Origin of the sequence: Abiotrophia sp. HMSC24B09 (assembly GCF_001815865.1) — a bacterium.
Lineage (GTDB): Bacteria > Bacillota > Bacilli > Lactobacillales > Aerococcaceae > Abiotrophia.
Genome location: NZ_KV822187.1, coordinates 51,042 through 63,952, shown reverse-complemented (window position 1 = coordinate 63,952; position 12,911 = coordinate 51,042). Strand labels below are relative to the sequence as shown.

11 protein-coding genes are annotated in these 12,911 nt (G+C 46.9%); all 11 read left to right on the top strand.

Going from position 1 to position 12,911, the window contains the following annotated elements:
* Positions 1-14 precede the first annotated feature (14 nt).
* The 11 genes from HMPREF3093_RS00255 to HMPREF3093_RS09905 all read left to right on the top strand — a co-directional run bounded on the left by HMPREF3093_RS00255 (position 15) and on the right by HMPREF3093_RS09905 (position 12,893).
* On the top strand, positions 15-545 hold the full coding sequence (locus HMPREF3093_RS00255) for a GNAT family N-acetyltransferase (RefSeq protein WP_070755064.1): 531 nt from the start codon (positions 15-17) through the stop codon (positions 543-545).
* 105 nt (positions 546-650) lie between these two features.
* On the top strand, positions 651-2,003 hold the full coding sequence (gorA, locus tag HMPREF3093_RS00250) for a glutathione-disulfide reductase (RefSeq protein WP_070755063.1): 1,353 nt from the start codon (positions 651-653) through the stop codon (positions 2,001-2,003).
* A 22-nt stretch (positions 2,004-2,025) separates the two neighbouring features.
* The gene (locus HMPREF3093_RS00245; RefSeq protein ID WP_070755062.1) at positions 2,026-2,271 is read left to right on the top strand and encodes a hypothetical protein; all 246 of its coding nucleotides are present in this window, start codon (positions 2,026-2,028) and stop codon (positions 2,269-2,271) included.
* A gap of 15 nt (positions 2,272-2,286) precedes the next feature.
* Positions 2,287-3,048, top strand: coding sequence for an acyl-ACP thioesterase domain-containing protein (locus tag HMPREF3093_RS00240; protein WP_070755061.1), 762 nt, complete (start codon positions 2,287-2,289; stop codon positions 3,046-3,048).
* 19 nt (positions 3,049-3,067) lie between these two features.
* Positions 3,068-3,826: a type I methionyl aminopeptidase gene (gene map, locus HMPREF3093_RS00235; RefSeq protein ID WP_070755060.1), complete on the top strand. Its 759-nt coding sequence runs from the start codon at positions 3,068-3,070 to the stop codon at positions 3,824-3,826.
* A 160-nt stretch (positions 3,827-3,986) separates the two neighbouring features.
* Complete coding sequence (locus HMPREF3093_RS09985; protein WP_143227626.1) at positions 3,987-6,638, top strand: FtsK/SpoIIIE family DNA translocase; 2,652 nt, start codon at positions 3,987-3,989, stop codon at positions 6,636-6,638.
* Positions 6,639-6,712: 74 nt separating this feature from the next.
* Positions 6,713-8,047 carry an FAD-dependent oxidoreductase gene (locus HMPREF3093_RS00225; protein WP_070755059.1) on the top strand — a complete coding sequence of 445 codons (1,335 nt, stop codon included), beginning with the start codon at positions 6,713-6,715 and terminating at the stop codon, positions 8,045-8,047.
* A gap of 24 nt (positions 8,048-8,071) precedes the next feature.
* The gene (locus HMPREF3093_RS00220) at positions 8,072-9,415 is read left to right on the top strand and encodes a DEAD/DEAH box helicase (RefSeq protein WP_070755058.1); all 1,344 of its coding nucleotides are present in this window, start codon (positions 8,072-8,074) and stop codon (positions 9,413-9,415) included.
* 1,022 nt (positions 9,416-10,437) lie between these two features.
* The gene (ccpA, locus tag HMPREF3093_RS00215) at positions 10,438-11,448 is read left to right on the top strand and encodes a catabolite control protein A (protein ID WP_070755057.1); all 1,011 of its coding nucleotides are present in this window, start codon (positions 10,438-10,440) and stop codon (positions 11,446-11,448) included.
* Positions 11,449-11,550: 102 nt separating this feature from the next.
* The gene (locus tag HMPREF3093_RS00210; RefSeq protein WP_070755056.1) at positions 11,551-12,237 is read left to right on the top strand and encodes a SatD family protein; all 687 of its coding nucleotides are present in this window, start codon (positions 11,551-11,553) and stop codon (positions 12,235-12,237) included.
* Positions 12,234-12,893, top strand: coding sequence for a hypothetical protein (locus HMPREF3093_RS09905; RefSeq protein WP_070755055.1), 660 nt, complete (start codon positions 12,234-12,236; stop codon positions 12,891-12,893). The genes HMPREF3093_RS00210 and HMPREF3093_RS09905 overlap by 4 nt, the downstream gene beginning before the upstream one ends.
* Positions 12,894-12,911 lie beyond the last annotated feature (18 nt).

The following is a 12,911-nucleotide window of genomic DNA, read 5'->3' as shown; positions in this document are numbered from 1 at the left end:
AAAGGAGGCTTATGATGAGTAACTTATATCTTAAGGAGATTAGTCCAGCTGATTATCCGGCACTGGCAGCCTATCGTCAGGCCTATCTCAAGCGTCAATTAGTCGCCCATGGCTGTGGTGACCTTGAAAACTATGACGATATGGCGGCTTGGCATCAAAGACAAGTGGCCATGACCAAACGGGAGACCCTACCCGAGGGCTACGCGCCAGCCAAAATATGGTTAGTGTTGGAGCAGGATGGTGCCAGTGATCGCTTGGTTGGTCTAAGTAATTTGCGGCTTGAATTAACGGATTATTTACGTCAGTTCGGTGGTCATGTCGGTTACTCAATTGCGCCAGATTGCTGGGGCCAAGGCTATGGCACTCAACTTTTGGCCTTAACTCTAGATAAGGCCCGTCAAGAAGGGCTCCAACGACTACTGATTACCTGTGACAAGACCAATCTAGGTTCGGCACGCGTCATTGAGAAGAATGGCGGTATTTTGGAAAATGTGGTGACGGAAGCAGGCGGCAATCTCTTATGTCGTTATTGGATTGACTTATAGCTGATAGAAAGCGGGAGCCTGTCTCCCGCTTTTTGAGCATTATAGAAGGGATTTTGGACCAAATGGTGTAGTATATAAGGGTAGAGATTATTAGGAGGTATTTGCATGACTGCAAACTATGATTTAATTGTAATTGGTGGCGGTAGCGGCGGTGTGGCGACAGCCAATCGCGCGGCTATGTACGGCGCCAAGGTAGCCTTGATAGAAGGCAAACGCTTAGGAGGTACCTGTGTTAACGAAGGCTGTGTGCCTAAGAAAATCACCTGGTACGCGGCTCATATGGCCGATGTTATGAACCAAGTAGGGCCAGGCTATGGTTTCCAAGATGTTCACTATCAATTTAACTACCAGGAATTTGTTAAGGCTCGTGATACTTATGTGGCCAATGCCCGCGCTAGCTATGAACGTGGCTTATTAAATAATGGCATTGATTACATCAAAGGCTATGCTAAATTCGTCGATAATCATACGGTTCAAGTTAACGGTCAGACCTATTCTGCACGTTACTTTATGATTGCCACAGGTGGCCGTCCAGCGGTGCCACAAGTGCCAGGCCACGAGCTCTTGGATACGTCTGATTCCTTCTTCGAATGGCAAGACCTGCCTCAATCAGTTGCCGTTGTGGGCGCAGGTTATATTGCTGTAGAGTTGGCCGGTGTCTTACACGCATTGGGGGTAGAGTCTCACTTAGTAGTCCGCTTTGACCGCCCATTACGTAAATTTGACTCCATGCTTAGCCAAGCCTTGTTGGATACCATGGCAGAACATGGCCCAACTTTACACGCTCATACCCAGTTCGACGCCTATCGTCGTCGCCAGGATGGCAAGATTGAATGCTTGTCTCAAGGTCAAGTAGTCTTAGTAGTGGATCGGGTCATTGCAGCCATTGGTCGGGCCCTTAATTCCGACGCCCTAGGCTTGGAAAATACCGACATTCAAGTCAATGAACGAGGGATTATCCAAGTCAATGACCAACATCAGACGGCCGTCCCACATATTTATGCAGTAGGGGATGTAATCGGTCGCCCAGCCTTGACGCCGGTCGCTATCCGCGCAGGCCGTCATGTGGCAGAATTCCTCTTCAATGGGGCAACCTCTGCCGCTATTGATTACAGCCAAATTCCAACAGTTGTCTTCTCCCACCCGGCTATCGCCACAGTGGGTTACACTCAAGAAGAAGCAGAAGCTAAATTCGGTGCAGACAATCTTAAAGTCTACACTAGCCAGTTCAACTCCATGTATCAACGGGCTGCCGGGCTCAATGTTCCTTCTAAGTTTAAGCTGGTTTGCCATGGCCCTGAGGAGAAGATTGTCGGCCTACACGCCATTGGTGAAGGAGTGGATGAAATGCTACAAGGCTTCGCGGTGGCCATTAAGATGGGGGCGACCAAGGCGGACTTCGATGCGACAATCGCCATTCACCCAACCGGTTCGGAAGAGTTTGTTACCATGCGTTAAGACTTGAGCTGGAGGCGAGATAATGGTAATATCTTTATTAGTTGGCGTCTTCCTGGGCTGGCTCATGGCCTTACTCTACCATGAGCTACCTGAAAGCAGAAGTCGCTTCATGGTAGCCGGCCTAATTGGTGCCTGGATTGGTAATTATTTTTGGTTCAAGCTAGGGCCTGCCATCTACGGATTTGCGCCTATCCCAAGCTTCTTGGGGGCAGGGCTCTTCCTAGGTTTAGCCTGGTTACTGGTTAATTTAACGGTCTCAAGCAAGTAATAAAGAGGTGTATCGATGGTTCAAACCCGCTTTTCTAAGTTTTTCCCACGTCAAGAAATAGTCCACAAGCAGGGGATTATTGAACCCCAGCGTATGATTCGTTATGCTCTTATCACCTCTGGCGCCCATGACCAAGTGGTTCGGACCCAACTCAACTATGCCTTTGTCAGTGAGACCCAATCTTGGATTGTTACGCAATACCGATTGGAGCTAGTAGATCGATATCAGGGTCAGGAAGACTTAAGGGTAGAAACCTTGCTCTGCGAAGCCAACCGTTTCTTCTGTAATCGCCGTTTTCGCTTCTATGAAGGGGACCGGCTGCTGGCCATTGTAGAAGCCCAATATGTCATCTTGGACTTGGATAAGCGCCGGATTGTGCGCTTACCAATTGAGTCTTTCCAAGAGGCCAATTTGGTCATAGCAGAAGAAGAGCCAGCTCATTTTGATCCGGTAAAATGGGAAGGGGACCAAGTTCAAGAAAGTAAGACGTCGCCTTTAGCTATTACGCCAGAGGTCATCGACGAAAATGGTCATGTTAACAATCTGGTCTATATTGGCTGGGCCCTAGACCAATTAGCTAGTCAATCGCCATACTCTAGTTGCTATATCAAGTACGGCAGTGAACTCCTGCCTAGCGACCAAGTTGAGATTCGAAGCCAGCTGGTCCCTCTAAGCGACCAAGAGTGGGTGACTGACCATCAAATTTATAATCTAAGTAAGGATAAAGTTGCCTGCCTGGTTCAGTTTGTCTGGAACCAGCCGGTGGACTTAGCCTAAGAAGGAGTGTATCTAATCCATGATTACCTTAAAATCACCGCGTGAAATCGATGCTATGGCTAAGTCTGGCGAGATTTTGGCGGGCATTCATGTCCAGTTGCGTGACTTTATTAAACCAGGTCTAACAACGGCTCAAGTAGACAAGTTTGTTCAAGACAAGATTGAAGCTGCCGGGGCAGTCGCTGCTCAAATTGGCTATGAAGGCTATAAATATGCGACATGTACCAGTGTCAATGACGAAATCTGTCATGGTTTTCCATCCAATTATGTGCTTAAAGATGGCGATATCGTTAAAGTAGACTTCTGCGTGGATTTGGCAGGGGCTATTTCAGATTCTTGCTGGACCTATGCAGTCGGTCAGGTCAGCCCTGAGAATCAAGCCCTTATGGAAGTGACCAAGGAAGCTCTCTATAAGGGGATTGAAGCAGCTCAAGTCGGTAATCGTATTGGAGATATCGGCCATGCCATTCAAACCTATGCTGAAGCTAAGGGTTATGGGGTAGTCCGTGACTTTATCGGCCACGGCATTGGCCCAACCATCCATGAAGAACCAGGCATTCCGCATTATGGGACCAAGGGCAAGGGCTTGCGCCTCAAGGAAGGCATGACCATCACCATTGAGCCAATGATTACGACTGGTACTTGGCAAATGAAGATGGATAATAACGGTTGGACGGCACGCACCCGCGATGGGGGCAATTGTGCCCAGTATGAACATTCCTTAGTGATTACCAAGGAAGGACCGCGCATTCTGACCCAACAGGTGCCTGAAGGCTAGTTAGCTGGTTTACGGCTTTAATAGATAATTGGGAAGAGGGGATTGATTTCCCCTCGTTTTTTTGCTTAGATAAGTCGGGCTCAATCATGCTATTTAAGGGATTTTATGCTATAATAGCGAGTGATGAACATTTTTACTAATTGATGAAGGAGGGGACCCTATGGCGCCGAAGAAGAAGACGACCACCAAGAAAAAAACAGGTTCAAGACCTGGTAAGAAGACCCAAGCAAGTCGTCAGCAACATGCCCTAAATCTCTCTGAACATACCACCTATTTGATTCTGGGTATTATGATAAGTTTTGTAGCTCTACTAGGGCTCTTTCAATGGGGGGCGCTAGGCGCTCTGATTGTTAATGGCTTTCGACTTCTAGTTGGGGAGACCTATGCGCTACTACTAGCGCCTATCTTGGCCTTAGGCCTCTACATGATTGTCAAGGGCCAACTCTTTGTGGTCCGGCTCCAGCATTTCCTAGGTGGCGCCATGACCTTGACAGCTCTAACCAGCCTACTGCATGTCAACCAATTTATCGGCCAGGAACCACTGCCGCAGTCTATTTTTTCTATGACCTATCAGATTTTCCGCAATGAGATCTTGATGGGCCAAGTCCGCGTTCCAATGGGGGGCGGCATGCTAGGGGCCATGACCTATGCGACCTTTGGTTACCTCTTCGGCAAATGGGGCACCTATCTGCTGGTTGTCATCCTCTTCCTAGCAGGATTCTCCCTCTTACTCAATCTGCCATGGCAGGCTTGGCAAGGCTTGTTTGCCCGTATGTCGACAGGGATTCAAGGCCTTAGCCGGCGCCTCTTTCCGCCAAGCCAAGCAACAGAGCAAGAGCCAGCTAATCAAGTCTTCTATTCAGAAGATGAGGTGGAAGCCGCTCCACAAGCTCCAAGCAGATCTTCGAGTCGTAAATTATCACTATCTGAGCGTTTCTTTGGCTTTGTCGAGGAGGAAGATCAGGAGCCGGAACTAGATGATGCGGAGCACAATCTACCTAATCGTCTCAGACGTCGACCAGTAGTTAACTGGGAAGGTGAGGAGACTAGCAGAGCTCAGGCTCCTGTCTTAGATTTAGATTATCTAGAAGGCCAAGGCGCCCAAGAAGACACAGTGCCAATCGTTATGGCCAATCCTTATCCAGCGGAGGCGGACTGGGAGTCAGAAGACAATGTCTTCGATATAGAGCCAGCTCCAGTATCGGACTTAGCGTCGGTTGAACCAGAACTTGAACCTAGCAAGCCACTAGCGCCAGCAGCAGATGCCGCTGCCGGCCATTGGCAGGCCCAAGCCCATGAACGAGCTGACTTAACGCGGGATGACTTGGACAGCCAATTAGATCAAATGGCGGAACAAGAAGGGCCTCAGACGCCAGTGGCCGCTAAGAAACCGCGGGCTCATAAACCTTACCAACTGCCTGGTAAGAACTTACTTAAGAAAATACCGCCTGTTGACCAGTCGGAAGAATACGCCCGTATTAATGAGAACATCGCCAAGTTAGAGCGGACCTTCGAAAGTTTCGGCGTTCAGGCCAAGGTAGTCAAGGCCAACTTAGGCCCGTCTGTTACCAAGTATGAAATTCAGCCAGCCATCGGGGTTAAGGTCAGCAAGATTGTCTCCTTATCTGATGATATTGCCTTGGCGCTTGCGGCTCGCGATGTCCGCATGGAAGCCCCAATTCCGGGCAAGTCCTTGATTGGGATTGAAGTACCAAATACCCAGGTTAGTCCTGTTTCCTTCTGGGAAATCATTGATGCGGCTCTGGAAAGCAAGCACATTTTGGAAGTGCCACTTGGACGCGACATTTCGGGTGTGGTCTGCTTGGCTGACTTGAGCAAAATGCCTCACTTGCTGATTGCCGGGGCAACGGGTTCCGGTAAATCGGTAGGGATGAACGTCATCATCACCTCCTTGCTGATGAAGGCTAAGCCAGATGAGGTTAAATTCCTCATGATTGACCCTAAAAAGGTCGAATTAACCATGTACGATGGGGTGCCGCATTTGTTGGCGCCGGTGGTAACCAATCCGCGTAAGGCCGCTCAAGCCCTCAACAAAGTGGTTCAGGAAATGGAACGACGCTATGAACTCTTTGCGGCGACGGGTGTGCGGAACATTGATGGTTATAATGAACAAGTAGATAACTATAACAAAGAGCAGGGGACTGGCTATGAAGCCATGCCTAAGATTGTCGTCTTCATTGACGAGTTAGCCGACCTCATGATGGTTGCCAGCAATGAAGTGGAATCGGCTATTATTCGTCTTGCCCAAATGGCGCGGGCGGCCGGCATCCACATGATTATTGCCACTCAACGGCCATCGGTTGATGTCATTACCGGGATTATCAAGGCCAATGTGCCGTCCCGTTTGGCCTTTGCTGTTTCCTCAAGTATTGATTCCCGGACCATTCTGGATAGCAATGGGGCGGAAAAATTACTTGGCCGTGGGGATATGCTCTTCCAGCCTATGGGTAAGAACAAGCCTGTTCGGGTCCAAGGGGCCTATATCTCTGACTCTGAAGTTGAGAAGATTACGGAATTTGTTAAGAATCAACAGGAAGCAGAGTATGATGAAACCATGATGGTATCCGATGATGAGACTGGCGGAGCAGCCAGCGCCTCTGATGATGAATACTTTGGTGAAGCAGTTGAGCTGATTCGGGGTCTTGAGACCATCTCTATCTCCCAATTGCAACGTAAGTTCCGGATAGGTTACAACCGGGCTGCACGTCTGATTGATGATTTAGAAGCCCAGGGCTTTATCGGGCCACAAGACGGGTCTAAACCTCGTCAAGTTTTTGTCCAAGCAGACTAATTTTCGGTTGAAAAGGGCGCCAAAGGGCGTATACTTAAGAGTGTGTAAGTCATAAGTTTAAGGGAGGATATGTCATGTCAAAAACTATTATCATAGGGGGTTCTTTTGCTGGCTTAAGCTGTGCGCTCCAAGCCAAGCAACTCTACCCGGACATGGAAGTGCAAGTCTTCGATAGCCAAGAAACAGTGGGTTTCATTCCAAGTGGGATGAACCTAGTCCTCAATCATGAGGTAGACCAATTAGAGGCGGCTAGCTTTATCTCGGAGAAAGAAGTGCGGGCAGCTGGCGTCCAACTCTATCTAGGCCATCAAGTGGTTGAAGTCGACATGAAAGCCAAGTGGTTACGAGTTAAGGATAAGAAGACCCAAGTGATTACAGATTATCCTTATGACCAACTCGTCTTGGCTATGGGCTCTAAGCAAACAGGTCACTTAGTGGCCCATCTAGACCATCCGGCTATTATTTCGACTAAGGACATTGGGTCTGCCCACCATGCCTTAGAGGTCCTAGAAGACGCTGGGCATGTGGTGGTAGTCGGTGGGGGGCAAATCGGGATTGAAGCCTGTGAAGCCTTAGTTAACTCTAATAAGCAAGTGACCTTGATTGAAGCCAACGATAGCCTAGCTGAACGTTATTTTGATGCTGATTTTGTTGAAGAAATCGAAGCCGCTATTGAAATCGTGGGTGTCGACCTACGCGTTGGAAGCAAGGTAGCTTCTGTTGAAACCGACCCACTACGGGTTATCCTAGAAGATGGTGATGAAATCTATGCAGATGCCATCCTCATGGGGGTCAATCTCTTCCCTAATAGCAGCCTGGTGGCGGATCAAGTTGAGCTTAATCCAGACAAGACAATCTGGACCAGCCCTTACTTAGAAACCAGCGTGACCGATGTCTTTGCGGTAGGGGACCTAGTTCAAGTGCCTTATGCTGATCAAGGGCGTGACTTTATCGCCTTGGTTAATAATGCCATTCGTTCAGGTCAGATTGCAGCCTTCAACCTCAAGGAAAATCGCGTCAAGCAAGCGACTTCTCTGCGGGTCATTGGCTCCCGTATCTTCAGCCAATATGTGGTCAGTGTGGCTAAGACGGAACATGAAGCCAATGGAACTAGTGCCCAACCAGCTCAGACCGTTACGGTTACAGCCGACTACTCCCTAACTGATTCAACCCCTGTTTATCTCAAGCTCATTACTGAGGCGGAGACAGGACGCATTCTGGGGGCCAAAATGCGCTCAGAATCTAATATTCTATCCTACGCTGACACGCTGGCCTTAGCAATTGGACAAGGCTTGACGGACCAAGAATTAGCCTTCCAAGACCGTCTCTATTATCCATTAGAGACCGTCGCCAACCCTATTATTTACCGCGCTGCCTTGGAGTCTTATGCCCAACGGGTAGCAAAATAAGCAAAAGTAAGAAAGAGGTGACCTATGACTAGGCCAACCATTGAAAGTCTCGAGCTAGCGCCTTTTATTAAGGAGGCACTCGGGGAACTGGGATTTTCCCGCCTAACGCCAGTACAAGAGGCAGTCATTCCCTATGCCCTCAAAGGGCGTAACCTGATTGTCCAATCGCAAACGGGCTCAGGTAAGTCTCATAGTTTTTTGATTCCTATCTTCCAGCAACTAGACCCTAGCTTGGACCAAGTCCAAGTGGTGATTACAGCACCTAGCCGAGAACTAGCTACGCAACTCTACCAAGCGGCCAAGCAACTGGCTAGCGCAAGCCCAGAGCCTTTGCGAGTTGTTCATTATATGGGGGGGACAGACAAGCAACGTCAAGTGGATAAGTTGCAAGCAGGTCAACCCCAAGTTGTCATTGGGACGCCTGGTCGTATCTATGACTTGATGGCTAGCCATGCCCTCCATGTTCAGACAGCCAAAATTATGGTAGTGGATGAAGCCGATATGACTATGGACTTAGGTTTTCTTCAAGTGGTCGATGATATTGCTTCTCGCATGCCAGAAGATTTGCAACTTATGGTCTTCTCTGCGACCATTCCTCAACAGCTTGAGGTCTTCCTCAACAGGTATGTGACCAACCCTGAATTCATTCAAATTGAACCTCAGGAGGTCTTAGCCAGCAAGATTGATAACTACCTGATTAATACCAAAGGGCGAGACCGCTCGGCCTTGGTCTATGATCTCTTAACCATGGGCCATCCTTTCCTTGCCTTGGTCTTCTGTAATACTAAGAAGTATGCAGCAGAATTGACCCAATACCTCAAGGAACGTGGCCTCAAGGTAGCCTCCATTCATGGGAATTTAACGCCACGTGAACGCAAACGGGTCATGCGTCAAATCAAGGACTTAGAATTCCAATATGTAGTGGCTTCTGACCTAGCTGCGCGCGGTATTGATATTCCGGGTATTTCCATGGTCATTAACACGGAGTTGCCTAAGGAGCTGGAATTCTTCGTGCACCGGGTAGGGCGGACAGGGCGTAATCAACTGGCCGGCACCGCCTATACCTTCATGACGCCGGATGACGATCGGGCGATTGTGGAATTAGAAGCCAAGGGCATTGAATTCCAACAGGTGGACTTAGTCAAGGGCGAAATCCGTCCTGTTCAGTCACGCCATCGTCGTTTGGAACGGACGGACACCAAGCAGGATAAGGAAGATCCAACCGTAAGAGCCATGATTAATCGTAACAAGAAGAAGAAGGTTAAGCCTGGCTATAAACGTAAGCTCAATTACCAAATCAAGGAGCACCGCCAGAAGGAAGCCCGTAAGCAGAAAAGGGCAGAGCGGCGCCAAGCTAGAAAAGCTTAATCGATAGAAGGGGAGACTAACCTAGGTTAGTCTCTTTTGCTATGTATATTGATTTACAATATTGTATAGATACTTGGACTCAATCTATTAATATGACGGACTTTATTACCTAATCGTATATTCATTCTCTTTAAAGATTCCGGATTATATACTTGTTTTATTTTTCTTATCTCCCAAAATATACTAGAGTATGTCAAAATCTTTAAGTTGTGATGATTATTGATTTTGTCATTCTTATGGGAACACGAAACCGCGTTTCATTCAAGTAATTGTGAACATCTAACGAAAATTTGATATGTATAATATTGGGAAATGCGGTATAATGTCTATACAGGATGTTAGTGTCTTGCTTTAAGTGTTTCTTGGAATATTTAAAGGAGGGCAGTAGCAGCCCTTCTAACAAATTGAATCTATGTCCGTATGATCCCCTTAATGAACTTTATCATAGAAGATTTAGATTTTTACTTCAAGGTGAACGTGCCGATTTTACATTGTTGATAAATCACTAAATGCTTCAAGTCAGAAGTCATATGGATATAGGTAATCAATTTAAACCTTCTTAGTCAGGTTAAGGACTAAGTTATCCCTTCTTATGATAGGTATCCCCTAATGCCTATTGTAGAAGTCCCCTCTTGATACGGATATGCCGAATCCGTTGCAGCCGAGTTCCCTCTCGGCTGTTTTTTTATTATCTTTTCTATCGAGATTTGTTTGCTCTCAAAAAAACAGCAATTTTCCTCCCTTATATCCTCCAAGTTCAAATTATAGATAATTTTCAACTATCTCCTATTTTTGCCTCTTAGGTAAAAATGGCTCTATATAAGGCTTTAAACCAGTTAGAGGCAGGTTAATGTAAATTTCGCTTACATGTACTTTTGAAAAGTTTTCATTTTTCAAAACATTTTTCAAGGTAAGTCTATGAAATAGGTGATAAAATGTAAGTAAAACGCTTGCTAAAGTGTTTTTTTTGTGGTATTTTATAAGAGTACAAAAGTGTTTACCTAGGAAGTGAGGCAAAAGGTATGGAAAAACAAACTATTACCATCTACGACGTTGCTCGTGAAGCTGGCGTCTCCATGGCGACAGTATCTCGTGTGGTAAACGGCAACCCTAACGTTAAACCGTCAACTCGTAAAAAAGTATCAGAAGTTATCGAACGCTTGGATTATCGTCCTAACGCAGTCGCGCGTGGCTTGGCAAGCAAGAAGACCACTACAGTTGGGGTGATTATCCCTAACGTCACCAATGTCTTCTTCTCGTCTTTAGCACGTGGGATTGATGACATCGCGTCTATGTACAAATACAACATTATTTTGGCCAACTCTGATGAAAACCCTGAGAAAGAAGTACAAGTATTCAACACCTTGTTAGCAAAACAAGTGGACGGAATCATCTTCATGGGGAATGACATCCAAGAAAGTATCCAACATGAAGTTAGCCGTACACGGACACCAGTTGTCTTTGCTGGGACCATTCTATCTAATACAGAACTATCTAACGTTAACATCGACTACCGTCAAGCAACTAAAGAGGCAACTGCTTTGCTCTTGGCTCATGGCCGTAAAGTAGGTTTGGTGACAGGTCCTGGGGAATTTGATATTAACCGTGATTTCCGCTTAGAAGGCTATACTGAAGCCCTTAAGGAAGCCGGTGCTAAATTCAAGCAAGACTTAGTCATTCAAAAGCAATTCACTTATGCAGATGGGGATAAGATTGCGGCGCAATTGATTGCAGCGAAGGCCAATGCCGCTGTCATTTCTGACGATGAAATTGCAGTAGCTGTCCTCAATGCCTTGACAGATCGTGGCGTAAAAGTCCCACAAGACTTTGAAATCATTACTGGTAACAACTCTATGTTAACCCAAATGGTACGTCCTAAGTTGTCCAGCATCCAAATTCCGCTCTATGATATCGGTGCGGTAGCAATGCGTCTTTTGACTAAGATTATGAACAGTGAAGAAGTGGAAGAGCATCAAATTATCTTACCACACAGATTTATTGCTCGTGGCTCAACCTTAGAAGATAAAGACTAATCGTAAATAAAACCAAGGGTTTATAGGCCCTTGGTTTTTGGTCTATTATAGTGGACTTTTTCCATTGGGTCTATTATAATGGACTTAAGAAAGGAGGCTAATATGAATCAATACTATGCTTTAATTGGTGACATTATTGAGTCCCGCAGTTTAGCCAATCGTGCCAAAATACAAGAAGCCTTAAGCCAAGCATTAAATGGCCTGAATGAGCGATATCAAGGCCACCTAGCCTCATGCTTTAGTTTAACTTTGGGAGATGAATTCCAAGGACTACTTAAAGTAGGAGCACCTATCTTTCAAATGATTGATGAACTTCGCCTGGCCTTGCCTGACTTAAATCTGCGTTTTGGCCTGGGCTTAGGTGAAATTCTGACCAGCATAAATCCCGCAGTCAGCTTAGGGGCGGATGGCCCGGCTTACTGGCGGGCGCGTGAGGCCATTCAGCAAGTTCATCAACAACATCATTACGAGACAGTCCATATCTATCTGCTGACAGGGCGAGATGAGCGGGATGCGATTTTGAATCATAGTTTGGCCTTGAGTGAGTTTGTTCGTTCTTCTTGGATTCAATCGCAAATGGAAACCTTCCGGACAATCTTAGACTTGGGTTACTATCAGTCGCGCTTTGATCAGAAGCGAGTGGCAACAGCCCTTGGTCTATCCTCTAGCGCCTTCGCCAAACGCATGAAATCGAGTGGCATTAAACTCTACTTGGATGTCAAAAATGATCTCAATCAGGCCATTGAGAATCTAGCCAGACAGGCAGCTCAAGGAGGTGAGGGCGCATGATATCGACTTATTCAATGGGCCTCTACTATGGGCTAGGCTGGACCCTAATCGAATCCTATTACCGACCTTACGGGCGGGCTTTCTTAAAGGGGCGATTGACTTGGTTAGAGCCTTGGATGCTCTACCTGGTCTGGGGCGCCTTACTGCTGGGGCTTAATCCGGTCGCAGCTGGCCTGCTAATCGGCCTAGGACTGGTGAATGCCAGCTTAGGTAAGCTACTTAAGCCCAAGCAAGTTTCTCTATTGATGGCGCTACTTTTATTTGGCGCCAGCCTTTATGCAGCTAAGGTAGGCTGGACTTGGCCTTACCATGCAAACTGGCTGTGGACGGCTCTCTATGCCTTGTGGTTAGGAGCTCCTGTTAACCAGATTTTCCATTTTCTCTTCCGCCGTTTTCAACCTGAAATTGAGATTGATGACGCGACCATTGAAGGGGCAGGGGCCACGGTTGGGATACTAGAGCGTCTGATAACAGGTTTGCTCTTAGTCAGCCAGAATTATGCCGCTTTGGGCTTGGTCTTCACGGCCAAATCCATCGCCCGCTACGATAAAATTTCCAAGAACAGCGCCTTTGCTGAATATTATCTCATTGGCTCGCTCTTTAGTCTCTTGGCCGTTTTAGTACTCTATCAGGTCTATCAATTAGGAAGCTGGTAGGCCCAAGCTAGTAAAAAT